The following is a 23654-nucleotide window of genomic DNA, read 5'->3' as shown; positions in this document are numbered from 1 at the left end:
GGCGCGGGTCGTTCGGCGTGAGAACGAGACATGACGGCCGAGGTTACGGTGGCGAAGGTCAGGGCCCATGGGTCAGAGCTCCTCACCGTCGAGGGCACGGTGCAGGGCCCGGACCGCCCGCAGCTGGAGCTGCTTGACGGCGCCCTCGGACTTGCCGATCACCGCAGCGGTCTCGGCCAGCGACAGGCCCTGCAGGAAGCGGAGCACCACGCACTCGGCCTGCTCGGGCTTGAGCCCGCGGACCGCCTCCAGCAGGCGGGCGTCCCGCAGGTGCTGCAGGACCTCGGCCTCCGGCGCCGCGACGGCCCGGTCGGCGTCGAGCATGTCGGCGGTCGTGACCTCGAGGCGGAAGCGGGCCGACTTGGCGTGGTCGGTGATGAGGTTGCGCGCGATGGTCACGAACCACGCCGCGATGTCGCGGCCCTGCCAGGAGAAGGAGTCGATGCGGCGCAGGGCGCGCATGAACGTCTCGGAGGTGAGGTCCTCCGCCAGGTGCGGGGAGCCGACCCGGACGTAGATGTAGCGGTAGACCAGGTCGACGTAGCGCTCGTAGAGCAGGCCGAACGCCTCGGCGTCGCCTCCCTGGGCCAGCTCCACGAGGGCGGCGACCCGGTCCATGTCCTCGGGGACGCCCCCGGGCGGCTGGAGCGCGGTGCCGCTGCCACCGGAACCGCCAGGCGTCCCACCATCGGCGAGCGCCAGCAGCACGCGCAGGGTCGCCAGGAAGTCGCGGGTCGCCTCGGCCATCCCGTGGTCGGGCAGTGCGACGGCCGGCCCGGCCAGCGCCGGGACGCCCCATGGCACCGGCCCGCGAAGGATGCGGGCACGACGCAGCAGCGCGAGCATGCTCGCGCTGCCCTGACGTGTCCGGGTGGCGATGGGGGAACCTCCTCGGCCGACAGTCTCCCCAAAACGCCCCGAAATGTCAGGGGGTCGGCCGGGATCTCCCCCGATGGGGTGACGCAGGCCTCGTTCTCAGCGCCGGCGCCGGCGGGCGGAGGCGGCGGCGAGCACCCCGGCCAGGGCCGTGGCGCCGGCCGCCTGGAGGCCGACCTTGGCCGCCTTGCGCCCGGTGCGGTAGTCGCGGACCTGCCACCCCTGGGCACGGGCGTGCTCGAGGAGGCGGCCGTCGGGGTTGATCGCGCACGGGTGGCCGACCAGGGACAGGAGCGGGATGTCGTTGGCAGAGTCGGAGTAGGCCGAGCACCGCGACAGGTCCAGGCCCTCCGCCTCGGCGAGGGCACGCACCGCCACCGCCTTGGCCTCACCGTGCAGGGGCTCACCGACGAGCCGCCCGGTGTAGACCCCGTCCTCCGTCTCCGCCACGGTGCCCAGCGCGCCGGAGAGGCCGAGCCGTCCGGCGATCACCTCGGCCACCTCGACCGGCGTCGCGGTCACCAGCCACACCCGCTGGCCGGACTCGAGGTGCATCCGCGCCAGGGCGTGGGTGCCGGGCCAGATCTTGGCGCCCATGGCCTCGTCGTAGACCTCCTCGCCGATGGCCCGCAGCTCGGCCTCGGAGTGCCCCGCGACGAAGGCCAGCCCCTGCTCGCGGATCTTCGCGACGTGGGTGAGGTTCTCGCCCACGGTGAGGAACCAGGCCTGCTTCCACAGCATGGCGGCGATGTCGCGGGCGCCGAAGAACTTGCGGCGGTAGAGGCCGCGGGCGACGTGGAAGATGCTCGCGCCGCGCAGCAGCGTGTTGTCGAGGTCGAAGAAGGCCGCCGCGGTCGGGTCGACCGACACCGCGAGGGCACCCTCCAGCCCGTCGGGCAGGTGCACGGCAGCTGCCACGGTCTCCTGCTGGTCGGACCCTGCCGGCAGCTCCATGGCACCCAGACTAAACCGGGACGGAAGGGGCGGCTGCCCGGCATACAGTGGGGTGGTGAACGTCTCCCCCCCGCTGCGGGTCACCCTGATCGGCAAACCGGGCTGCCACCTGTGTGACGACGCCCGCGAGGTCATCGCCCGCGTGACCGCCGAGCTGGGCGTCGGCTGGGAGGAGCGCTCGATCCTGGAGGACGAGGCGCTCATGGCGGAGTACGCCGAGCAGATCCCCGTGACCCTCGTCGACGGCCGCCAGCACGACTACTGGAGGGTCGACGAACGCCGCCTGCGCGCCGCGCTGGGGGCCTGAACGCCGCATTGTCGGTGACGTCCCTCACCTACCAGACGGCGGGGTCGGTTCGCGACTTTGTGCGTGTGTTCACAAAGACCTACCCTGAGGTGAACCCACGCGCTCCAGTCCGGCCTGTGAAGTCCGGACCTGTACGGAAGGAGCCGGTGCGAACGTGACCGCCGACCCCGCAGCCCGTCGAGGAATCCCCGACGCGACCGTTGCCCGGCTACCGCAGTACCTGCGGGCACTCACCGACCTCGCGGAGCGCGGCATCACCTCGGTCTCCTCCGAGGAGCTCGCCACCGCGGCGGGGGTGCGCTCGGCCAAGCTGCGCAAGGACCTCTCGCACCTGGGTTCCTACGGGGTCCGCGGCGTCGGCTACGAGGTCGACCTGCTGGCCTACGAGATCTCCCGCGAGCTGGGCCTGACCCAGGACTGGCCCGTGGCGATCGTCGGCCTGGGCAACCTCGGTCACGCCCTGGCCAACTACTCCGGCTTCGTCACGCGCGGCTTCCGCGTCGTCGCGCTGCTCGACCACGACCCCGAGGTCGTCGGGCAGCACATCGCCGGCGTCAGCGTGCGCCCGATGGACGACCTCGAGCAGATCGCCGACGAGGACGGCATCGCGATCGGCGTCATCGCCACGCCCGCCGCCTCGGCCCAGGGCGTGTGCGACCGGCTCGTCGCGGCCGGGGTGCGCTCGATCCTCAACTTCGCCCCTTGCGTCCTGGTCGTGCCCCACGGCGTCGACGTGCGCAAGGTCGACCTGTCCATGGAGCTGCAGATCCTCGCCTTCCACGAGCAACGCAAGGCCCTCGCCGCCCGCCGCACGCCGCTGCGCGAGGTGGTCCGGTGAGCGTCGTCGTCCTCGGCCTGTCCCACCGCAGCGCCCCCATCCCCGTGCTGGAGTCCGTCGCCCTCGACGCCGACGGCGTGGCGGCGCTCGCCACCACGGTGCGCTCCGGGGAGAGCGTCAACGAGGCCGTCGTGGTCTCCACCTGCAACCGGCTCGAGGTCTACGCCGAGGCGGCGACCTTCCACGGCGCCGTCACCGAGATCGGCGAGGCGCTCGCCGCCACCTCCGGGGTGCCGCTGGCGGACCTGCGCGAGCACCTCTACGTCCACTACGAGGACCGCGCGATCGCCCACGCCTTCACCGTGGCCTGCGGCCTGGACTCCATGGCCGTCGGCGAGGGGCAGATCCTCGGCCAGCTGCGCGAGGCGCTGCGCTCGGCGCAGTCCGCCGGGCAGGCCGGCGGCACGCTGGCCAGCCTGTTCCAGCAGGCGCTGCGCGTGGGCAAGCGCGCCCACTCCGAGACCGATCTCGACACGGTCAGCGTGTCCCTCGTCGAGGCGGGCCTGGCCCGTGCCGCGGCCGTCCTCGGGCCGCTGGAGCAGACCCGCGTCCTCGTCGTCGGCGCCGGGTCGATGAGCAGCCTGGCCGCCACGACCGTGGCCCGTGCCGGTGCCCTCGACCTCGTCGTCATCAACCGCACCCGCAGCAAGGCCCAGCGCCTCGCGACCACCACCGGCGGCCGGTCGCTGCCGTTCGAGGACCTGCAGCAGGCGCTGCGTGAGGCCGACCTGGTCATCTCCTGCACCGGCGCCGTCGGGCACGTCATCGGGGCGGAGGCCGTCGCGGTGGCATCCGTGGCGCGCTCCGGTCGCCCGCAGGTGCTCGTCGACCTCGCCCTGCCGCGCGACGTCGACCCGCGGGCCGGGGACGTGCCCGCCGTCGAGGTCGTCGGGCTCGAGGAGCTCGGCCACGACCTGGCCCCCGGCGCGGTGAACCCGCAGGTGCAGCAGGTGCAGGACCTCGTCGTCGCCGAGGTCGCGACCTACCTGACCGGCCGCCGCGCCCAGGCCGTGGCGCCGACCGTGGCGGCGCTGCGCTCGCGCGCCGCCGACGTCGTGGCCGCCGAGCTCTCGCGGCTCGAGCAGCGCCTGCCCCAGCTCGACGAGGCCACCCGTGGCGAGGTCCAGCTCGCCGTCCACCGGGTGGTGGAGAAGCTGCTGCACACCCCGACCGTCCGGGTGAAGGAGCTCGCCGGCGAGGGTCAGGGCGGGGACTACGCCCAGGCCCTGCGCGAGCTGTTCGACCTGGACCCGCACGACGTGGCCTCCGTGTCCGTCCCGCCCGAGAACGGTGGTGCCCTCGCATGAGCCGCCTGCGCCTGGGCACCCGTCGCTCCGCCCTCGCCACGACCCAGTCCGGCTGGGTCGCCGACCAGCTGCGCGCCCTCGGCCACGAGGTCGAGCTGGTCGAGATCACGACCTTCGGTGACACCTCGACCCAGCCTCTGTCCACGATCGGTGGCACCGGGGTGTTCGCCGCCGCGATCCGCCAGGCGCTGCTGCGCGGCGAGGTCGACCTGGCCGTGCACTCGCTCAAGGACCTGCCGGTGGCGCCCGAGCCCGGGCTGACCGTCGCCGCGGTGACGCGCCGGGAGGACCCCCGCGACGCGTTCGTCGGCCGTGACGGGCTCACCCTCGGGGAGCTGCCCGCCGGGTCCGTCGTCGGCACCGGCTCGCCGCGCCGCGCGGCCCAGCTCAGCGCCCTCGGCCTGGGCCTGGACGTGCGCGCCATCCGCGGCAACGTCGACACGCGCCTCGCGCTGGTCCACGACGGCAAGGTCGACGCGGTGGTCCTCGCCGCCGCCGGCCTGGCCCGGCTGGGCCGGCTGGGGGAGGCCACCGAGCTGATCGACCCGCTGCAGATGCTTCCGGCTCCCGGCCAGGGCGCCCTGGCGGTCGAGGTGCGCACCGACGACGCCGTCGCCACGGCGGCGGTGGGCCCGCTCGACCACGCCGACACCCGCGCCGCCGTCACCGCGGAGCGGGCCCTGCTCGCCGCCCTCGAGGCCGGCTGCACCGCTCCCATCGGCGCCCTCGCCGAGGTCGTCGAGGGTGAGGACGGCCCCGAGCTGTCACTGCGCGCCTTCGCCGGCGCCGAGGACGGCTCCGCCGAGCTGCGCCGCTCGAGCACCGGCCCCGTGGCCGACGCCGAGCGGCTCGGCCGGGAGCTGGCCGCCGTCCTGCTCGAGGACGGCGCCCACGACATCGTCGCGGTCGGGCTCCGACCGCCGACCAGCGAGGACCGACCACCCGACCCAGATGGGGCGGGCGTCCACCACACCCCCGAGGACGACCGCCCCCACGACCCCTCCGACCGACCCGAACCAACAGCTCCGGAGCGTGCCCTGTGAGCCCCACGCGCTCAGTCCCCACCAGCCAGACGACCACCACCAACCCCGGCCGTCCCAGCAAGCCGATGGGCCGGGTCGCGTTCGTCGGCGCCGGCCCCGGCGACCCCGGCCTGCTGACCAGGCGTGCCCTGGACCTGCTCGCCGCCGCCGACGTCGTCGTCATCGACCAGGTCGCCCGCGAGGACTTCATCGCCCCGTTCGTCCGTGAGGGCGTCGAGGTCGTCGACGCCGGCCACGGCGAGCACGGCCAGGCGCTGACCCACGCCTCCCGCGCCAAGCTCGTGGTCAAGGCGGCCAAGTCGGCCGGCGCCCACGGCGCCCACGGCGGTCTCGTCGTGCGGCTCATGGACGGCGACCCGGCGACCTTCAACGGCCTCGCCGAGGAGGCGCTGGCCTGCAAGAAGGCCGGTGTCGGCTTCGAGGTGGTGCCGGGCGTCAGCGCTGTCAGCGCCGTCCCGACGTATGCCGGGGTGCCGCTCACGTCCGTAGGCTCGCCGACGCTGCACGTCGTCTCCGGCGACAACACCAAGGTGGACTGGTCCCGCTCGGTCGCCTCCGACGTGACCGTCGTGGTGCTCGGGACCCCCGAGTCCCTCGGCCGCGCGCTGGCCGAGCTGCTGGCCGCCGGGCGCGACCCGGAGACCCCGGTCGCGCTGACCGAGCGTGGCACCACGATCACCCAGCGCACCCACACCACGACGCTGGCCACCGTCGCCGCGACGATGAAGTCCGCCCAGGTCGAGTTCCCGACCCTGGCCGTCGTCGGCTCCACCGTGGCGCTGCGCGAGCAGCTGTCCTGGTTCGAGACCAAGCCGCTGTTCGGCTGGAACATCCTCCTGCCGCGGACCAAGGACCAGGCCGGCCCCATGACCGACCGCCTGGCCACCTACGGCGCCACCAGCGACGTCGTGCCGACGATCAGCGTCGAACCGCCGCGCACGCCCCAGCAGATGGAGCGCGCGATCAAGGGCCTGGTGACCGGTCGCTACGAGTGGATCGGCTTCACCTCGGTCAACGCCGTGCGCGCGGTCAAGGAGAAGTTCGCCGAGTTCGGCCTGGACGCCCGCGCGTTCGCCGGGCTGAAGATCGCCGCCGTCGGCGGGGTCACCGCCGCCGCGCTGCGTGAGTGGGGCCTCGAGCCCGACCTCGTGCCCTCCGGTGAGCAGTCAGCCCAGGGCCTGCTGGCCGAGTGGCCGCCCTTCGATGAGGTGCTCGACCCGATCAACCGGGTCTTCCTGCCGCGCGCCGACATCGCCACCGACACCCTGGTGGCCGGCCTGGAGGAGATGGGCTGGGAGGTCGACGACGTCACGGCCTACCGGACCGTGCGCGCCGCCCCGCCGGCCGCCCCGGTGCGCGAGGCGATCAAGACCGGCAAGTTCGACGCGGTCGTGTTCACCTCGAGCTCGACGGTGCGCAACCTCGTCGGCATCGCCGGCAAGCCGCACACCGCCACCGTCGTGGCCTGCATCGGCCCCGCCACCGCCAAGACCGCCGAGGAGCACGGCCTGCGGGTCGACGTCCTGGCCGCCGAGGCGTCGGCCGAGTCCCTCGTCGACGCGCTGGCCGAGTACGGCCTCGGCCTCGCGCTGGCCGCCGCCGAGGCCGGCGAGCCGGTCCTGCGCCCCAGCGCCCGGAAGGCCTCCGCGCGCCGGAAGGCCAAGTGATGGGCTTCCCCACCCAGCGCCCGCGCCGGCTCCGCCAGAGCCCGGCCGTGCGCCGGCTCGTGGCCGAGACCCGGCTGCACCCGGCCGAGCTGATCCTGCCGATGTTCGTCCGCGAGGGCGCGACCGAGCCGCAGCCGATCCGCTCGATGCCGGGCGTGGTCCAGCACTCGCTGGACTCGCTGGAGAAGGCCGCGGTCGAGGCGGTGCAGGCCGGCGTCGGCGGGCTCATGCTCTTCGGCGTCCCGGCCACCCGTGACGCGGTCGGCTCCGGCGCGGACGACCCGGACGGCATCCTCAACGTCGGCCTGCGCCGGCTGCGGGACGCCGTCGGCGACGACACCGTCGTCATGGCCGACCTGTGCCTGGACGAGTTCACCGACCACGGCCACTGCGGGGTCCTCGACGCCGCCGGCCGGGTGGACAACGACGCGACCCTGGAGCGGTATGCCGAGATGGGTCTCGCGCAGGTCGAGGCCGGGGCGCACGTGCTGGGGCTCTCCGGGATGATGGACGGCCAGGTCGGCCACGTCCGGGCCGCCCTGGACGCCGCCGGCCACCTCGACACGATCGTGCTGGCCTACGCCGCCAAGTACGCCTCGGGCTACTTCGGCCCGTTCCGCGAGGCGGTGGAGTCGACCCTGCAAGGTGACCGGTCGGCATACCAGCAGGACCCGGCCAACGCGGTGGAGGCGCTGCGCGAGGTGCGCCTCGACATCGCCGAGGGCGCGGACATGGTCATGGTCAAGCCGGCGCTGCCCTACCTGGACATCGTCGCCGCCGTGGCGGCGGAGTCGGAGGTGCCGGTGAGCGCCTACCAGGTCTCGGGGGAGTACGCCATGATCGAGGCGGCCGCCGCGGCCGGGATGATCGACCGGGAGCGCGTCGTCCTGGAGTCGCTGACCTCCATCCGGAGGGCCGGCGCCCAGAACATCCTCACCTACTACGCCGTCGAGGCCGCCCGCGCGCTGGGCTGAGCCGAGGGCATGACGAAGGGCCGCACCCGGGAGGATCGGGTGCGGCCCTTCGATGTCAGCGCCGGGTCAGACGGTCGCGGGGACCTGGGCCGCCACGAGCTGGATGTCGAGGTTGATCTTGACCTTGTCGCTGACGAGGACGCCGCCGCCCTCGATCGCGGCGTTCCAGGTCAGGCCGAAGTCCTTGCGGTTGATCTCCGCGGAGGCCTCGAAGCCGGCGCGGGTGCCGCCCCACGGGTCCTTCGCCACACCGTTGAAGCTGAGGTCGAAGACGACGGGCCGGGTGACGCCCTTGATCGTGAGGTCGCCCTCGAGCGTGTCGGCGGTGACCTTGGTGCTGCGGAAGGTCATCTCGGGGTTGTTGTCGGTGTCGAAGAAGTCCGCCGAGCGCAGGTGGCCGTCGCGGTCCGGGCTGCCGGTCTCGACCGAGGCGAGCTGGACGGTGGCCTCGACCGAGGAGTCCTCGAGCTGGTCGCCGACGACGACAGTGGCCCGGAAGTCCTTGAACTGGCCGCGGACCTTGGTGACCATCAGGTGACGGGCGACGAAGCCGAGCTCGCTGTGCGAGGCGTCGACGTCCCAGGTGCCGGGCGTGAGGTCGGAGAAGGTGGTCATCGAGATACTCCCTTTGAGGTGATTGCTGTGTTGCCGTGTCACGTCCCAGGCCGGTTGTGAGGGTCTGCCTGTGGCGTCTGATGTCGACTGTACGACGACTTTGTTTAATCTTCAACCACTGAACGGTAAACTACATTCCATGACCACTGACCTGACCGCACCACGCTGGCTCGACGAGGAGGAGCAGTCGGCCTGGCGCTCCTACCTGCGCGCGAGCCGCCTGCTCGAGGTGGCCCTCGACCGGGACCTCCTGGCCCACGGGGTGCAGCTGAGCGAGTACGAGATCATGTCGATGCTCAGCGAGAACCCGAACCGGCGGCTGCGCATGTCCGAGATCGCCAGCCTCGTCGTGCAGTCCCGCAGCCGGCTGACGCACACCGCCGCGCGCCTCGAGAAGCGCGGGTTCGTGCGCCGCCAGCCGTGCGAGGGCGACCGCCGCGGCGTCGAGCTCGTCCTCACCGATGAGGGGTATGCCGCGGTGCAGGCGATCGCGCCCCTTCACGTCGCGAGCGTGCGGGCTGCGCTGACCGACCACCTCACCCGCGCCCAGCTGCTGGCCATGGGGGCGGCCATGCAGGCCATCGCCGACGGCATCGAGGCCACCGGGGCGTGCGAGGAGGTGGCCGAGGGGGCCCTGCCGGCCTGAGACAATCGGGGCATGACGGCTTACCCCTACGAGGCCCCGAAGTCCCAGAGCCTGCTCGAGCGCGCGTCCCGGGTCACCCCCGGCGGCGTCAACAGCCCGGTCCGCGCCTTCCGCGCGGTGGGCGGCACCCCGCGCTTCATGGCCAGCGCGCAGGGACCGTGGCTGCGCGACGTCGACGGGCGCGAGTACGTCGACCTCGTCTGCTCGTGGGGGCCGATGATCCTGGGCCACACCCACCCGTCGGTGCTGGCCGCCGTGCAGGATGCGGCGACCAGGGGCTTCAGCTTCGGCACGCCCAGCGAGAACGAGGTCGCCCTCGCCGAGGAGATCGTCGCGCGGGTCGAGCCGGTCGAGCAGGTGCGCCTGGTCAGCAGCGGCACCGAGGCCACCATGAGCGCCCTGCGGCTGGCGCGCGGCTTCACCGGCCGGTCCAAGGTGGTGAAGTTCGCCGGCTGCTACCACGGGCACGTCGACGCCCTGCTCGCCTCGGCCGGCAGCGGTGTGGCCACCTTCGCCCTGCCCGACTCGGCCGGGGTGCCCGCGTCCAGCGCCGGCGAGACGATCGTGCTGCCCTACAACGACGTCGCGGCCCTCGAGGCGGCCTTCGCCGAGCACGGCCCCGAGATCGCCGCCGTGATCACCGAGGCCGCCGCCGGCAACATGGGCGTCGTCCCGCCGCTGCCCGGCTTCACCCAGGCGATGCGCCGCATCACCCGCGAGCACGGCGCGCTGCTCATCTCCGACGAGGTCATGACCGGCTTCCGGTGCAGCGCCTCGGGCTGGTACGGCGTTGAGGGCCCATATGACGGGGGCGCGCCGGACCTGTTCACCTTCGGCAAGGTCATGGGCGGTGGCTTCCCCGCAGCGGCGTTCGGCGGCCGCGCCGACGTCATGGCGATGCTCGCGCCGACCGGTCCCGTCTACCAGGCCGGCACCCTCTCGGGTAACCCCGTGGCCACGGCCGCCGGGCTGGCCACCCTGCGGGGCTGCACGCCGGAGGTCTACCAGCGCCTGTCGGACGTGAGTTCCGCCATAGCGACGGCGACCACCCAGGAGCTGGACCGGCACGGCATACCGCACGTCGTGCAGTGGGCCGGGAGCATGTTCTCGGTGTTCTTCCGCGAGGAGCCCGTCCACAACTACGAGGACGCCAAAGCCCAGAACTCCCAGGCGTTCTCGGCGTTCTTCCACTCCATGCTCAGCCAGGGCGTGCACCTGCCGCCGAGCGCGTTCGAGTCGTGGTTCGTCAGCGCCGCCCACGACGACGCGGCGGTCGACAAGGTCATCTCCGCCCTGCCTGCCGCGGCCAAGGCCGTCACAGAGTCGTTTGCGACAATCGAGGCATGACCCCCGAGACGTCTGCCTCCGGCGTGCGCACCGTCGTCCACGTCATGCGCCACGGTGAGGTGCACAACCCCACGGGCGTGCTCTACGGCCGGCTGCCGGACTTCCACCTGTCCGAGCTCGGCCGCGACATGGCCCAGGCGGTGGCCGACCACCTCGCCGGCCACGACGTGACCCACGTGGTCGCCTCCTCGCTCGAGCGCGCCCAGGAGACCGCCACCCCGATCGCGACCGCGCACGACGTGGCGATCACCACCGACGACCGGGTCATCGAGGCCGGCAACTACTTCGAGGGCAAGACGTTCGGCGTCGGCGACGGCTCGCTGCGCCACCCCGAGCACTGGCCCCGCCTGGTCAACCCGTTCCGCCCCTCCTGGGGCGAGCCCTATGCGGAGATCGCCGCCCGGATGGTCGCGGCCGTCACCGACGCGCGCGCCGCGGCCCGCGGCCACGAGGCGGTCGTCGTCTCCCACCAGCTGCCGGTGTGGACGCTGCGCAACAAGCTCGAGGGCCGGCGCCTGTGGCACGACCCGCGCAAGCGCCAGTGCTCCCTCGCCTCCCTGACGACGCTGAGCTTCCTCGGCGACCAGCTCGAGTCGATCACCTACAGCGAGCCCGCGGGCGCGTTGCTGGCCCACGCGGCCAGGAAGGCGGGCGCGTGAGGCTGGTAGCACTCGGGGTGGCGGCCGCCCTGGCCCTCGGGGTCTCGGCCTGCGGTGCCGACCCCAACTCCATCGCCGCCCAGGCGAAGTCGGGCGACCGCAAGGGCTTCATCTCCGGTGACGGGTCCGTGCAGCGGATCTCGGCGGACAAGCGCGAGGACGCGATCTCCCTGAAGGGGACCACCGTCGACGGCAAGCCGTGGGCGATGGACCAGGCCAGGGGCAAGGTGCTCGTCGTCAACGTCTGGGGCTCCTGGTGCGGTCCCTGCGTGGCCGAGGCCGCCGACCTGCAGAAGGTGTGGAAGACCTACTCCACCAGCGGCAAGCCGGTGCAGTTCCTCGGGCTCGACTTCAAGGAGGGCCCCGACGCCGGGGCCGCCTTCCTGCGCTCGCGCGGGATCACCTACCCCTCCCTGGCCTACGACGGCGGCCTGCCCGTCCTCGCGCTGCGGGGCAAGGCGCCGACCGTGCCCACCACCCTCGTCCTCGACCCCCGTGGCCGGATCGCCGCGCGCGTCCTCGGCCCGGTCGACCCTTCGACCCTGACGGGTCTGGTCGACGACGTCCTCGCCGAGAAGGCCTGAGGCCACCCGATGACCGGCTCGGCCACCCTCGCTGCGTCCGTGGCGACGTCCGTCCTCGCGGACGCCGGCACGACCGTCGCCACCGGTGCCCTGCCGGTGGCGTTCGCGGTCGCGCTGGTCGCCGGTCTCGTCTCCTTCGCCTCACCGTGCGTGCTGCCGCTGGTGCCGGGCTTCCTCGGCTACGTCACCGGTCTGTCCGACGTGGCGCTGGCCAGACGCGGCCGTGGCCGGCTGTTCCTGGGCGCCGTGCTCTTCGTCCTCGGCTTCTCGCTGGTGTTCGTCGCCGGGGCCGCCTTCTTCGCCTCCGTCGGCGCCCTGCTGGTCGAGCACCGCACGGCGCTGATGCGCGTCGGCGGCGTCCTGGTCATCCTCATGGCGCTGGTCTTCCTCGGCGTCGGCGGCCTGGGCACCCAGCGCACCTTCGCCCCCCGGTGGCGGCCCCGCGCCGGGCTCATCGGCGCCCCCGTGCTCGGCATGGTCTTCGGCCTCGGCTGGGCGCCGTGCACCGGCCCCACGCTCGGCGCCGTGATGACCCTCGCGACGACCAGCGGGGACCAGAACGCCGTCGCCCGCGGCGTCGTCCTCGCCCTGGCCTACTGCCTCGGGCTCGGCGTGCCGTTCCTGCTGATCGCCCTCGGCTACAGCCGCGCCGGACGCGCCTCCGGCTGGCTCAAGCGCCACCACCGCGGCATCCAGATCACCGGCGGCGTGCTGCTGCTCGCCGTCGGCGTCCTGCTCGTGACCGGGCTGTGGGACACCGTCACCACCACCTTCCAGACCCGACTGGTCGAGAACTTCAGGACGGTCCTGTAGATGAGCCGCAACGTCTCCGACGAGCGCCTGGACACCCGCCCCGACGACGCGGACGAGCGGGGCGTTACCCTGCCGCGGCTCGGCCCGCTGGGCCTGCTGCGCTGGGCGTGGCGCCAGCTGACCAGCATGCGCACCGCGCTGTTCCTCCTGCTGCTGCTGGCGATCGGCGCCGTCCCCGGATCGATCTGGCCCCAACGCAACATCGACGCCGGCCGGGTTGCCGACTACCTCGCCCAACACCGCAGCATCGGGCCCTGGCTGGACAAGCTCGGCTTCTTCGACGTCTACTCCTCGCCCTGGTTCGCGGCGATCTACCTGCTGCTGTTCATCTCCCTGGTCGGCTGTGTCGTGCCGCGCTCGAAGATCCACTGGCACGCCATGCGGGCCCGGCCGCCGAAGGCGCCGCGGCGCCTGGACCGGCTGCCCGAGCACGCCGAGGTCACCGTCGCCGTGGGGCCGACGGAGGCCCTCGCCGCCGCCCGCGAGGTGCTGCGCCGCAAGCGGTTCAGGGTCCACGCCCACGACACGGAGTCGCTCAGCGCCGAGAGCGGCTACCTGCGCGAGACGGGCAACCTGGTCTTCCACCTCGCCCTGATCGTCGTCATCGTCGGTATCGCGGTCGGTCACCTCTTCGGGTGGCGCGGCGACGTGATCGTCCCGGCGGGGGAGACGTTCTCCAACACCCTCTCGGCGTACGACACGATCGACCCCGGCCCGTGGGTCGACCCCGAGTCGCTCACGCCGTTCTCGGTCGCGGTCGACAAGCTGGACGTGTCCTTCGAGGAGAAGGCGGGCGGGTCCCAGCGCGGTGCACCGCGGGACTTCACGGCATACACGACCACCCGCGACACCCCCGACGCCGCGCCGCAGAAGCAGGTGCTCAAGGTCAACCACCCGCTGACGCTCGGCGGCGCCTCGGTGTTCCTGCTCGGCAACGGCTACGCGCCGGTCGTCACGGTGCGCGACGCCAAGGGCCAGGTGCTCTACCACCAGGCCACGCCGTTCCTGACCCAGGACAACAACTACAAGTCGGTCGGTGCGGTGAAGGTGTCGGCGGCCAGCCGCAAGCAGCTCGGCTTCTTCGGCTTCTTCCTGCCCACGGCCTACATCGACAAGACCTTCGGCCCGTCCTCGGCCTTCCCGGACCTGAAGAACCCGGCCCTGGCGCTGGGCGTCTACGAGGGCGAGCTCTACCCCGGCGGCCGGCCGCAGTCGGTCTACACCCTCTCCACGGAGAAGATGACCCAGCTGACCGACGCCAAGCGCGCGCCGCTGCGGATCTGGCTGACGCCGGGCAAGACCTACCAGCTGCCCGGGGGACGGGGCAGCATCACCTTCGACGGCGTGCAGCGCTTCGCCGGCCTGTCCATCCGCCACGACCCGGGCAAGGCCCTCGCCCTCTGGGGTGCGCTGCTGGCCCTGGCCGGCCTGATCGCCTCCTTGATGATCCGCCGGCGGCGCGTGTTCGTCCGGGTCAGCGAGGTCTCCGCAGGTCAGCAGGGGTCGGCGACGGACGGCGCGGTGCCGGGACGTACGGTGGTGACCGTCGGTGGGCTCGCCAAGGGTGAGGACGCCGGGCTGGCGGGTGCCGTCGAGGACCTGCTCGCCTCCATCGCAGAACGGACAGGGCGCACAGCATGAGCAACGAGATCCTGACGAACCAGACGCTCGCGTCGTACTCGAACCTGAGCCTCTACTCGGCCATGGCGGTGTTCACCATCGCGATGATCTCCTTCGCGATCGACCTCGCCGGCTTCGCGCCGCGGGTCGAGCAGGAGACGCCTGAGCGCGAGCTCGTCGGCGCGGGTGCCAGCGCCCCTGCCGTGGCCGGCTCCGGCAGCGCAGGCACCGCAGCCGCGACCGCGGCGACCGGCGTCGAGCCCACCCAGCGTCGCCGCAAGGCCGCCGGCATCGGCTTCTCGCTGTCGTGGCTCGGCGCGGTCCTGCTCGTCGCGGCGACCGCCCTGCGCGGCCTGTCCGTGGAGCGGCCGCCGCTGGGCAACATGTACGAGTTCTCCCTCGTCGGCTGCTCGTTCGTCATGGTGGTCTTCCTCGGCCTGTCGCTGCGCCGCGACCTGCGATGGCTGGGCCTGTTCGTCGTCGGCCCGGTGTTGCTGACCCTCGGCCTGGCCGTCACGGTCTTCTACACCCAGGCCAGCCAGCTGCTGCCGTCGCTGAAGTCCTACTGGCTGGTCATCCACGTCACCGTCGCCACGCTGTCGGTCGCGATCTTCACCATCGCGTTCAGCGTGACGATCCTCTACCTGGTCAAGACGTGGCTGGAGGCCCTGGCGCCCGCGCAGCTCAGCGCGGCCCAGTCCCGGGTCAACACCTTCCTGCCCTCCGCGCGCCAGCTTGACCGCACGGCATACGGCCTGCACATCGTGGCCTTCCCGCTGTGGACGTTCACGCTCATCGCCGGCGCGATCTGGGCCGAGCAGGCCTGGGGCCACTACTGGAACTGGGACCCCAAGGAGGTGTGGACCTTCGTGATCTGGGTGGTCTACGCCGCCTACCTGCACGCCCGCGCCACCACCGGCTGGTCCGCCCGCCGCGCCGCCTGGCTCGGCCTGGCCGGCTACGGCTGCATCCTCGTCAACTACATGGTCGTCAACGTGTTCTTCGTCGGCCAGCACTCCTACTCCGGAATGTGACCGATGGCCCGCTACACCGTCCTGCGCCTGCTGCTGTTCCTGGGCTTCATCTGCCTGGGCTACCTGCTCGGGTTGCGTGAGATCTGGCTCGTCGTCGTCGCCGCGCTCGGCTCGATGGTCGTGTCCTACTTCGTCCTCGCCGGCCCGCGCGAGGAGTTCAGCCGCAAGATCGCCGCGCGCGCCGAGCAGCGCGCCGCTCGGGCCTCGCAGCGGGTGAGCGACGAGCAGGTCGAGGACGACGAGGACGGCGGCTCCGCCCGCGTGTAGGCGCCCGCCCATCCGGACGCACCAAACGGCCCGTTTCACCGCCCTGAGGGGCCGGAAACGGGCCGTTTGGTGCGTCCGGTCCGGAAAGGCCGGGTATGCCGGGTGGCCGGCTGCTCAGCTCAGGGTGAGTCCCAGCGCGAGCAGCGCGGCGTAGACCAGCTCGAAGCGGCCGGTGCCGGCCAGGACCGGGATGAGCTCCCGGCCATTGGCGTTGCCCCAGACGGTGCGCACCAGCGGCACGGCGAGCGCGAACGCCGGCAGCGCGAGCAGGGCCGTCCAGCCGGACAGGGCGGCCACGCCGACCGCGACGAGCGCGACGGCGAGGAGCGCGGCATACAGGGTGCGGGTGTGGTGGTCCCCGAGGCGGACGGCGAGGGTGCGCTTGCCGGAGACGGTGTCGCCGGGGATGTCTCGCAGGTTGTTGGCCACGAGGATCGCTGCGGCGATCGCGCCGACCCCCACGGCACCGGCCCACGCGGCGGTGCTCAGCCGGTGGGCCTGGGTGAAGGTCGTGCCCAGCACGGCCACCAGCCCGAAGAAGACGAAGACGAACACCTCGCCGAGCCCGGCGTAGCCGTAGGGGCGCTTGCCACCGGTGTAGTACCAGGCCGCGACGATCGCCGCCGCGCCGACGAGCAGCAGCCACCAGGCCTCGCTCAGCGCGACGAGGGCGAGTCCGAAGACGGCGGCGGCACCGAAGGAGGACATCGCCGCGAGCTTGACGTGGCCGGGGATGGCCAGGCGCTGCCCGACGAGGCGGACCGGGCCGACCCGCTCCTCGTCGGTGCCGCGGATGCCGTCGGAGTAGTCGTTGGCGTAGTTGACGCCGACCTGGAGGGCGAGGGAGACCAGCAACGCCAGCAGCGCGGAGGCGGCGTCGGTGCGGTCGAGGGCGGCGGCCGCCCCGGTCCCCACGAGGACGGGGGCGACGGCGGCGGGCAGGGTCTTCGGGCGCGCGCCCGCGACCCACTGGGACAACGTGGCCATGAGGGTGCTCGTGATTCTGTGGTGGGTGCGGACGGGGGCAGGCTCAGAGGTTGCGCAGGAAGTCGGGGTCGTCGTCGGGCCCGAGCGGCGTGCCCGGACGCCCGGGACCGCGGCCCCGGTCGCCGTAGCCCCGGCGCGGGCGGCCGGCGATGAACCACGCGATCCCGCCGATCGGCGGGAACAGCAGGATCAGCACGACCCACGCCATCTTGGGCAGGTTGCGCTGCTGCTCCTGGTCGGTCTGGATGCAGTCGACGACGGCGTAGATGGTCAGCGCGAGACCCAGCAGTGGCAGCAGCACGCGTCCCATCCTCGTCGCCTCCCCGGCCTCGGTCCTGTGGTCACCGATTCTCTCACCGCGTGCCGCTGTCCCCGAACATCGCCCGAACCGCCGCCCGGTCGGGCTTGCCGGGGCCGCGCAGCGGGATCGCGGACACCACCAGCAGGCGGCGGGGGAGGGCGTGGCCGGGGAGTATGCCGTGCAGCCGGTCCCGCACGGCGCCCACCTCCGGGGCGGTCGCCGTCCCGGTGAGGACGACGGCGGCCGCCACCGCCTCGCCCCACTCGGGGTCGGGGACCCCGACGACGACGGCCTCGGCCACGCCCGCGACGTGCGCGAGCAGGGCGTCCTCGACCAGGCGCGGGGCGACCTTGAGCCCGCCGGTGTTGACCAGGTCGTCGATGCGCCCGCGCACGTGGAGGACACCGTCGGCGTCGAGCTCGCCGAGGTCGTCGGTGTGGAACCAGCGGGTGCCGTCCGGACCGCGGCTGAAGGAGGCGGCGCTCAGCTCCGGCTCGGCGAGGTAGCCGTGGGCCACCGTCGGGCCGCCCAGGCTGACCCGGCCGTCGTCGTCGAGGTCGACCCGGACGCCCTCGAGCGGGCGCCCGTCGTAGACGCAGCCGCCGGCGGTCTCGCTCATCCCGTAGGTCGTCGCCACGGTGACGCCGGCCTCGCGTGCGGCGGCGAGCAGGCTGGGCGGGGTGGCCGCGCCGCCGAGGAGGACCGCGGCATACCGGGTGAGGGCCTGCCGGCCCTCGGCGTCCTGGAGCAGGCGCACGAGCTGGGTGGGCACGAGCGCCGTGTAGTGCCGGGCGGCGGGGTCGAGGCGGGCGGTGGCCGCGGCAAAGGCCGCGGCGGTGAAGCCGTCGCGGGTGTCCACGGCCAGCGGTGCGGTGCCGGCGACGAGGGAGCGGACCAGAACCTGGAGCCCGGCGACGTGGTGCGCCGGCATCGCCAGCAGCCACTGGCCGGGGCCGCCGAGCCGGTCGTGGGTGGCGGTCGCCGAGGCGCGCAGCGCGGTGGCGGTCAGCAGCGCCCGCTTGGGCCGGCCGGTGGAGCCGGAGGTGCCCACCGCCAGCGCGAGGTCCTCCGGGACGTCCGCGTCGGCCGGGACCGCGGGGGCCTCGGCGTCGGCGGCGTGGGGCAGCAGCGCCGGCCCGCTGCCGTCGAGCGCCCGGGCGAGGCCGTGCAGGACGCGCAGGGCGTCGGCCCCCGGCGGGACGGCCAGCGGAGCGAGGGCGCGGGTCACGTCAGGAGGGTATGCCGTGGGGTTGCGATACTCGCGGGCATGTCGACGTCGCGACCCTTGGCAGTGGTGACCGGAGCGAGCAGCGGGATCGGTGCGGCCTCGGCCCGCCGGCTCGCGGCCGCGGGCTACGAGGTGGTGTGCGCCGCCCGTCGGGCCGACAGGATCGAGGCGCTGGCGGCCGAGATCGACGGCCGCGCGGTGGTGTGCGACGTGACCTCCAGCGCCGACGTGGCGGCCCTGGCCGCGGCCGTGGGCGGTCGGTGCGACCTGCTGCTGGCCAACGCGGGCGGGGCGATCGGGCTGGAGCCGGTGGCCTCCGCCGACCTTGACGCGTGGCGGGCGATGTACGAGGTCAACGTCATCGGCGTGGTCGCGGTGGTCAAGGCGTTGCTGCCGTCCCTGGTCGCGGCGGGCGGTCAGGTCGTCGTGATGGGCTCGACCGCCGGGCAGGTGGCCTACGAGGGCGGTGGCGGCTACGTCGCGGCGAAGCACGGCACGACCGCGGTGGTGGACACGCTGCGGCTGGAGCTGTTCGACCAGCCGGTGCGGGTCTGCGAGATCGCGCCGGGGATGGTGCGCACGGACGAGTTCGCGCTCAAGCGCTTCGGCGGGGACCAGGACAAGGCCGACGCGGTCTACGCCGGCGTGGCCGAGCCGCTGACCGCCGACGACATCGCCGACTGCGTCGCGTGGGTGGCGACCCGGCCGGCCCACGTCAACATCGACCGGATGGTCGTGCGGCCGCGGGCGCAGGCGGCCCAGCACAAGGTGCACCGGGTCGCGGACTGAACCGGCCGCGGATACGCCGTGAGGGACCGTGCGGCAGCCGCACGGTCCCTCGCGTTCTGTCCGGATCCCTAGAAGTACCAGGGGAAGGGGCTCCAGTCGGGGTCGCGCTTCTCCAGGAAGGAGTCGCGGCCCTCGACCGCCTCGTCGGTCATGTAGGCCAGGCGGGTCGCCTCGCCGGCGAAGACCTGCTGGCCCATCAGCCCGTCGTCGGTGAGGTTGAACGCGAACTTCAGCATCCGCTGCGCCTGCGGGCTCTTGCCGTTGATCTCCGCGGCGACCTGCAGCGCCTCGCGCTCGAGGTCGGCGTGGTCGGCGACGATGTTGACCGCACCCATGCGGTGCATGTCCTCGGCGGAGTAGGTGCGCCCGAGGAAGAAGATCTCGCGGGCGAACTTCTGCCCGACCATCTTGGCCAGGTAGGCCGAGCCGTAGCCGCCGTCGAAGGAGCCCACGTCGGCGTCGGTCTGCTTGAACCGGGCGTGCTCGCGGCTGGCGATCGTCAGGTCGCACACCACGTGCAGGCTGTGCCCGCCGCCGGCCGCCCAGCCGTTGACGACGGCGATGACGACCTTGGGCATGGTGCGGATCAGGCGCTGCACCTCCAGGATGTGCAGCCGGCCGCCGGCGGCCTTCACCCGCGCCTGGTCGACGGTGTCGGCCGTCTCGCCCTCGGCGTACTGGTAGCCGCTGCGGCCACGGATGCGCTGGTCGCCGCCGGAGCAGAACGCCCAGCCGCCGTCCTTGCTGCTCGGGCCGTTGCCGGTCAGCAGCACGGCGCCGACGTCCGGGGTCATCCGCGCGTGGTCCAGCGCGCGGTACAGCTCGTCCACCGTGTGCGGGCGGAAGGCGTTGCGCACCTCGGGGCGGTTGAACGCGATCCGCACCGTGCCGCGGCCCGGGCCGTCGACCACGGCGCGGTGGTAGGTGATGTCGGTGAAGTCGAAGCCCTCGACGACCTCCCAGGCGGTCGGGTCGAAGATCTCCGACACGGCGTCGGGGCGGTGGTGGCTGCTCGGCTGGTCCGTCACGTGAGTGAGGATAGGCGCATGGCTGAACCGTGGACGCCCGGCCTCGAGGACGTGATCGGCGCCCTCCACGTGGTGCGGATCCCGATGCGGGTGCGCTTCCGCGGGGTGATGGCGCGCGAGGTGGCGCTGCTCGACGGGCCGCTCGGCTGGGGGGAGTTCGCGCCGTTCCTGGAGTACGACGACGCCGAGTCCGCGCGCTGGCTGGCCGCGGCCGTGGAAGCCGGGTGGCGGGGCTGGCCGGTCCCTGTCCGCTCCTCGGTGCCCGTCAACGCCACCGTGCCCGCGGTCCCCGCCGACGAGGTCGCCGCGGTCCTCGCCCGGTATGACGGGTGCACCACGGCCAAGGTCAAGGTCGCCGAGCGGGGGCAGTACCTCGCCGACGACCTCGCGCGGGTGGCGGCGGCCCGGGACGTCATGGGTCCGCGGGCGCGGATCCGGGTCGACGCCAACGGCGGCTGGGACGTCGAGCAGGCGAGGGAGGCACTGAGCCGGCTCGCGGCACACGGCCTGGAGTATGCCGAGCAGCCGTGCGCGAGCGTCGAGGAGCTGACCGCCCTGCGCACCGCGCTGGCGCGGGACGGGGTCGACGTCCTCGTCGCGGCCGACGAGTCGATCCGCAAGGCGAGCGACCCGATCCGGGTCGCGCGCGAAGGGGCCGCCGACGTGGTGGTCGTCAAGGTGGCCCCTCTGGGGGGCGTGCGGGCCGCTCTCGCGATCGCGCAGGAGTGCGGGCTGCCCACGGTGGTCTCCAGCGCCCTCGACACCTCGGTCGGGATCGCCGCCGGGGTGGCGCTCGCGGCCGCGCTGCCCGCGCTGCCCTACGCCTGCGGGCTGGGCACCGTCGAGCTCATGGCCGGCGACGTCGCGGTGCCCTCGATGGTGCCCCGCAGGGGAGCGCTGGCCGTCGCCGGGGCCGAGGTCGACTCGCTGCTGCTGAGGCGGTGGGCGGCACCGGAGGATCGGCAGCACTGGTGGGCCGAGCGGGTGCGGCGGTGCTGGGAGGTGCTCGGTGCCGACGACCGCTGCTGACGTCCTGCACCCGCTGCACTTCGCCGGGGTTCAGGCCCCGTAGAGGTTCTCGTCCCGGGCGTAGCCCGGGCCGTAGTAGGCCTCGAGCTCCTCGAGCGGGGTGTCCGGCCGCTCCAGCGCCTTGGCGATGCGGGCCCGCGACGGGATCGCCTCTGCGGACGGCCACGTCTCCGGCTGCCAGAGGCCGGACCGCAGGAAGGCCTTGGCGCAGTGGAAGAAGACCTCTTCCACCTCGACCACCATGGCCATGAACGGCCGCTTGCCCTTGACGGCCATGTCGTCCAGGAACGGCGCCTCGCGCACGAGTCTGGCCCGGCCGTTGACCCGTAGCGTGTCCCCGCGGCCGGGGACGAGGAACAGCAGCCCGACGTGCGGGTTCTCCAGGACGTTGAGGAAGCCGTCGGCGCGGCGGTTGCCCGGCCGCTCGGCCAGGGCGATCGTGTGGTCGTCGAGGACGTGGACGAGGTGCCCGCTCGGGTCACCCTTGGGGGAGGCGTCGACGCGCCCGTGGGCATCCGAGGTGGCGACGACGCACAGCGGCGAGGTGGCCAGCCACTGCCGGTCGAGCTCGGTCAGCTCCGGGCGCACCTTCTCGGCGACCCGCTGGCTCGGGGAGCCGAGCAGCTCCCGCAGCTCCTCCTCGGAGCCGACCTCGGTCCACGTCGCGCTGTCCACCCATGCCTCCCCCTGGCCTGGCGGCCGGGGTCTCCGGCCGGTCCGTCGCTGACCGTACCGTGAGCGCTGCTCAGGCGGCCGGCTGTTCGTCGACCGTGACGACGCCCCCGGACCCGGCCAGCCAGCGCAGGCCGCCGACCATGGTGTGCCCGGCCGCACGGATGGCGGTGTGCTCCAGGATCGGCAGGTGCGGCAGCCGCAGCGGGGCGCGGGCCCACGTCGGCATCAGTCCGACCGCCGCGGCCCACAGCAGGCCGTACGCCGGCCGGGCCACCAGCGGCAGCGGCGCCTCGACCATGAGGAACCGCGCGGTGTCCCGCGCCGCCCGCGTGCCCTCCAGCTCCGGCCGGTAGGCCTCGAGCAGCGAGGCGAGCTCCGCCGTGCTCGAGGGCACCTCAGCCGGGTCGGCCCCGAGGCGACGGGCCACCTCACCGGCCTGCGCGACATAGTCGTCGGCCTCCTGCGGCGTGAGCGGGTGGCGGCCGTAGGTCTGGTGCGCGGTGAGGAAGCTGTCCACCTCGGCGACGTGGATCCACGCGAGCAGGTGCGGGTCGGAGGCGCGGTAGGGGCGGCCGTCCGGCGCAACCCCGCTGATCCGCGAGTGCACCCGCCGCACCGCCGCGACCGAGGCCTCGGCGTCCTCGGCGGTCCCGAAGGTCGTCACTGCGAGGAAGGCGCTCGTGCGTGCCAGGCGCCCCCACGGGTCGGACCGGTATCCCGAGTGGTCGGCCACCGCGGCCATGGCCAGGGGGTGCAGCGACTGCAGGAGCAGGGCGCGGATGCCGCCGGGGTACATCGCCGTGTCGGCGTGGACCCGGCGGATCGGTGAGCCGGGCGGGAACCAGCGCGGGCCGGGCGTGCCGTGGATCCGGTCACGCAGGGCCGGGCCGTCGGGGCCGGCGACCTTGGCGAAGATGGCGCGCTGGACCTGGCTGCGGAGCACCTCGATCGGGGCCATGTCACCCATTGTGCGCGCCCCCGGTGACACCCTCAGCCGGCCGCCTCCCGCAGCGCCGGCAGCAGCTCGCCCTCGGCCACCTTGAGGAAGTCCTCCTGTGTCTCGTCCCCGACCTGCACCAGCGCCACGTCGGTGAACCCGGCCTCCCAGAACGGCCGCACCGCCTCGACGATCGCGTCGAGGTCCGGGCCGCAGGGGATCGAGGCCGCCACGTCCTCGGGCCGGACGAACTGCGTCGCCCCGGCGAACCCGGCCGGGCCCGGCAGCTCGGCGTTGACCTTCCACCCGCCGCCGAACCAGCGGAACTCGCGGTGGGCCCGGGCGATCGCCTCGTCCCGCGACGGGCCCCACGAGACGGGGACCTGCCCGATCTTGCGCGAGGACCCGCCCTTGACCTCGTCCCAGGCCCGCACCAGGTCGGCGTCGGGCTCCACCGCGACCATGGCCTGCGAGCGAGGCGCCAGCGTCTCGATCGACTGCCGGCCCGAGACGGCGCAGGCGATCGGCACCCGCTGCTCGGGCACGTCCCACACCTTGGCCGAGTCGACCCGGTAGTGCTTCCCGGCGTAGCTGACGTCCTCGCCGTCGAGCAGCGCGTCGATGATCTCCACCGCCTCGGCGAGCATCTCGTGCCGCACGTTGACCGGGGGCCAGCCCTGTCCGGTGACGTGCTCGTTCAGGTTCTCCCCGGCGCCGAGGCCGAGGGTGAACCGGCCGTCGGACAGCAGCCCGAGCGTGGCGGCCTTCTGCGCCACGACCGCCGGGTGGTAGCGCATGATCGGGCAGGTCACGTAGGTCATCAGCTCCACCCGGGAGGTCACCTGGCTGACCGCGCCGAGCATGCTCCACGCGTAGCCGGCGTGCCCCTGCTCCTCGAGCCACGGGAAGTAGTGGTCGCTCATGACCTCGAGGTCGAAGCCCGCCTCCTCGGCCCGTGCGGCGTAGCGCACCAGCTCGCGGGGGCCGGACTGCTCGGTCATCAGCGTGTAGCCGAACCGGGTTGCCGAACGCTGTGCCATGGGTCCTCCTTCGGTGTGGTGGTCCGCTGCCCGTACCCATCTGCCCGTCGAACATGCCCGGTCGCGGCCGTCCGGCGAGGCGATGCGGC

General features: G+C 73.4%; 26 protein-coding genes. 16 read left to right on the top strand and 10 right to left on the bottom strand.

Annotated elements, in window-relative coordinates; all coding sequences use genetic code 11:
- Window positions 1–72: 72 nt before the first annotated feature.
- Together AC3ANM_RS08570 and AC3ANM_RS08565 are read right to left on the bottom strand one after the other, a co-directional pair.
- Window positions 73–846: a sigma-70 family RNA polymerase sigma factor gene (locus AC3ANM_RS08570; RefSeq protein ID WP_488287705.1), complete on the bottom strand. Its 774-nt coding sequence runs from the start codon at window positions 844–846 to the stop codon at window positions 73–75.
- A 129-nt stretch (window positions 847–975) separates the two neighbouring features.
- Entirely contained in the window at window positions 976–1830 is an 855-nt protein-coding gene (locus tag AC3ANM_RS08565; protein ID WP_488287704.1) for an HAD family hydrolase, read from the bottom strand.
- Between the two features lie 52 nt (window positions 1831–1882).
- Between AC3ANM_RS08565 and AC3ANM_RS08560 the strand changes: the two genes are divergently transcribed.
- The 6 genes from AC3ANM_RS08560 (at window position 1883) to hemB (ending at window position 7966) form a co-directional block, all read left to right on the top strand.
- Window positions 1883–2137, top strand: coding sequence for a glutaredoxin family protein (locus AC3ANM_RS08560; protein WP_488287703.1), 255 nt, complete (start codon window positions 1883–1885; stop codon window positions 2135–2137).
- A 154-nt stretch (window positions 2138–2291) separates the two neighbouring features.
- The gene (locus AC3ANM_RS08555) at window positions 2292–2975 is read left to right on the top strand and encodes a redox-sensing transcriptional repressor Rex (protein ID WP_488287702.1); all 684 of its coding nucleotides are present in this window, start codon (window positions 2292–2294) and stop codon (window positions 2973–2975) included.
- Window positions 2972–4282, top strand: coding sequence for a glutamyl-tRNA reductase (locus AC3ANM_RS08550; RefSeq protein ID WP_488287701.1), 1311 nt, complete (start codon window positions 2972–2974; stop codon window positions 4280–4282). Before AC3ANM_RS08555 ends, AC3ANM_RS08550 begins: the two co-directional genes overlap by 4 nt.
- The gene (hemC, locus tag AC3ANM_RS08545) at window positions 4279–5325 is read left to right on the top strand and encodes a hydroxymethylbilane synthase (protein ID WP_488287700.1); all 1047 of its coding nucleotides are present in this window, start codon (window positions 4279–4281) and stop codon (window positions 5323–5325) included. Before AC3ANM_RS08550 ends, hemC begins: the two co-directional genes overlap by 4 nt.
- Before the next feature lie 65 nt (window positions 5326–5390).
- Window positions 5391–6992 carry a bifunctional uroporphyrinogen-III C-methyltransferase/uroporphyrinogen-III synthase gene (locus AC3ANM_RS08540; protein ID WP_488287929.1) on the top strand — a complete coding sequence of 534 codons (1602 nt, stop codon included), beginning with the start codon at window positions 5391–5393 and terminating at the stop codon, window positions 6990–6992.
- Window positions 6992–7966: a porphobilinogen synthase gene (gene hemB / locus AC3ANM_RS08535; protein ID WP_488287699.1), complete on the top strand. Its 975-nt coding sequence runs from the start codon at window positions 6992–6994 to the stop codon at window positions 7964–7966. The genes AC3ANM_RS08540 and hemB overlap by 1 nt, the downstream gene beginning before the upstream one ends.
- Before the next feature lie 66 nt (window positions 7967–8032).
- Here hemB and AC3ANM_RS08530 read toward each other — a convergent pair whose 3' ends face one another.
- Window positions 8033–8581, bottom strand: coding sequence for a YceI family protein (locus tag AC3ANM_RS08530; protein WP_488287698.1), 549 nt, complete (start codon window positions 8579–8581; stop codon window positions 8033–8035).
- Window positions 8582–8720: 139 nt separating this feature from the next.
- Here AC3ANM_RS08530 and AC3ANM_RS08525 point away from each other — a divergent pair, with 139 nt between their 5' ends.
- Genes AC3ANM_RS08525 through AC3ANM_RS08490 form a run of 8 tightly spaced genes read left to right on the top strand, consistent with a single transcriptional unit; the run spans window position 8721 to window position 15551 of the window.
- Complete coding sequence (locus AC3ANM_RS08525) at window positions 8721–9227, top strand: MarR family winged helix-turn-helix transcriptional regulator (RefSeq protein ID WP_488287697.1); 507 nt, start codon at window positions 8721–8723, stop codon at window positions 9225–9227.
- Window positions 9228–9239: 12 nt separating this feature from the next.
- Window positions 9240–10574, top strand: coding sequence for a glutamate-1-semialdehyde 2,1-aminomutase (hemL, locus tag AC3ANM_RS08520; protein WP_488287696.1), 1335 nt, complete (start codon window positions 9240–9242; stop codon window positions 10572–10574).
- Window positions 10571–11233, top strand: coding sequence for a histidine phosphatase family protein (locus tag AC3ANM_RS08515; protein ID WP_488287695.1), 663 nt, complete (start codon window positions 10571–10573; stop codon window positions 11231–11233). The genes hemL and AC3ANM_RS08515 overlap by 4 nt, the downstream gene beginning before the upstream one ends.
- Window positions 11230–11817: a TlpA family protein disulfide reductase gene (locus tag AC3ANM_RS08510; RefSeq protein ID WP_488287694.1), complete on the top strand. Its 588-nt coding sequence runs from the start codon at window positions 11230–11232 to the stop codon at window positions 11815–11817. Before AC3ANM_RS08515 ends, AC3ANM_RS08510 begins: the two co-directional genes overlap by 4 nt.
- A gap of 39 nt (window positions 11818–11856) precedes the next feature.
- Window positions 11857–12630: a cytochrome c biogenesis CcdA family protein gene (locus AC3ANM_RS08505; protein ID WP_488287693.1), complete on the top strand. Its 774-nt coding sequence runs from the start codon at window positions 11857–11859 to the stop codon at window positions 12628–12630.
- Complete coding sequence (resB, locus tag AC3ANM_RS08500; protein WP_488287692.1) at window positions 12631–14271, top strand: cytochrome c biogenesis protein ResB; 1641 nt, start codon at window positions 12631–12633, stop codon at window positions 14269–14271.
- Window positions 14268–15284 (top strand): c-type cytochrome biogenesis protein CcsB, encoded by a 1017-nt coding sequence (gene ccsB, locus AC3ANM_RS08495; protein WP_488287691.1) that lies wholly within the window; start codon window positions 14268–14270, stop codon window positions 15282–15284. The genes resB and ccsB overlap by 4 nt, the downstream gene beginning before the upstream one ends.
- 3 nt (window positions 15285–15287) lie before the next feature.
- Window positions 15288–15551 carry a DUF4229 domain-containing protein gene (locus AC3ANM_RS08490; protein ID WP_488287690.1) on the top strand — a complete coding sequence of 88 codons (264 nt, stop codon included), beginning with the start codon at window positions 15288–15290 and terminating at the stop codon, window positions 15549–15551.
- A gap of 114 nt (window positions 15552–15665) precedes the next feature.
- Here AC3ANM_RS08490 and AC3ANM_RS08485 read toward each other — a convergent pair whose 3' ends face one another.
- From AC3ANM_RS08485 to menE, 3 genes are read right to left on the bottom strand one after another with little or no spacing between them, the layout of a single operon-like run.
- Complete coding sequence (locus tag AC3ANM_RS08485) at window positions 15666–16538, bottom strand: 1,4-dihydroxy-2-naphthoate polyprenyltransferase (RefSeq protein WP_488287689.1); 873 nt, start codon at window positions 16536–16538, stop codon at window positions 15666–15668.
- A gap of 43 nt (window positions 16539–16581) precedes the next feature.
- Complete coding sequence (locus AC3ANM_RS08480; protein ID WP_488287688.1) at window positions 16582–16848, bottom strand: PLDc N-terminal domain-containing protein; 267 nt, start codon at window positions 16846–16848, stop codon at window positions 16582–16584.
- Window positions 16849–16891: 43 nt separating this feature from the next.
- Complete coding sequence (gene menE / locus AC3ANM_RS08475) at window positions 16892–18067, bottom strand: o-succinylbenzoate--CoA ligase (RefSeq protein WP_488287687.1); 1176 nt, start codon at window positions 18065–18067, stop codon at window positions 16892–16894.
- A 39-nt stretch (window positions 18068–18106) separates the two neighbouring features.
- Between menE and AC3ANM_RS08470 the strand changes: the two genes are divergently transcribed.
- Window positions 18107–18856, top strand: coding sequence for an SDR family NAD(P)-dependent oxidoreductase (locus AC3ANM_RS08470; protein ID WP_488287686.1), 750 nt, complete (start codon window positions 18107–18109; stop codon window positions 18854–18856).
- A 68-nt stretch (window positions 18857–18924) separates the two neighbouring features.
- Here AC3ANM_RS08470 and AC3ANM_RS08465 read toward each other — a convergent pair whose 3' ends face one another.
- On the bottom strand, window positions 18925–19884 hold the full coding sequence (locus AC3ANM_RS08465) for a 1,4-dihydroxy-2-naphthoyl-CoA synthase (RefSeq protein ID WP_488287685.1): 960 nt from the start codon (window positions 19882–19884) through the stop codon (window positions 18925–18927).
- Window positions 19885–19902: 18 nt separating this feature from the next.
- Between AC3ANM_RS08465 and AC3ANM_RS08460 the strand changes: the two genes are divergently transcribed.
- Window positions 19903–20913 carry an o-succinylbenzoate synthase gene (locus AC3ANM_RS08460; protein WP_488287684.1) on the top strand — a complete coding sequence of 337 codons (1011 nt, stop codon included), beginning with the start codon at window positions 19903–19905 and terminating at the stop codon, window positions 20911–20913.
- Between the two features lie 30 nt (window positions 20914–20943).
- On the opposite strand, the gene AC3ANM_RS08455 is transcribed toward AC3ANM_RS08460, so the two are convergent.
- The 3 genes from AC3ANM_RS08455 to AC3ANM_RS08445 all read right to left on the bottom strand — a co-directional run bounded on the left by AC3ANM_RS08455 (window position 20944) and on the right by AC3ANM_RS08445 (window position 23565).
- Window positions 20944–21588, bottom strand: coding sequence for a pyridoxamine 5'-phosphate oxidase family protein (locus tag AC3ANM_RS08455; RefSeq protein WP_488287683.1), 645 nt, complete (start codon window positions 21586–21588; stop codon window positions 20944–20946).
- Window positions 21589–21658: 70 nt separating this feature from the next.
- Window positions 21659–22546 carry an oxygenase MpaB family protein gene (locus AC3ANM_RS08450; RefSeq protein ID WP_488287682.1) on the bottom strand — a complete coding sequence of 296 codons (888 nt, stop codon included), beginning with the start codon at window positions 22544–22546 and terminating at the stop codon, window positions 21659–21661.
- A 32-nt stretch (window positions 22547–22578) separates the two neighbouring features.
- Window positions 22579–23565, bottom strand: coding sequence for a TIGR03557 family F420-dependent LLM class oxidoreductase (locus AC3ANM_RS08445; protein ID WP_488287681.1), 987 nt, complete (start codon window positions 23563–23565; stop codon window positions 22579–22581).
- Between the last annotated feature and the right edge of the window lie 89 nt (window positions 23566–23654).

Source organism: Oryzihumus sp. JJN4-3R, assembly GCF_057747915.1.
Note: the sequence above shows the minus strand (reverse complement) of the source record. Positions and strands in the feature narration are given on the sequence as shown.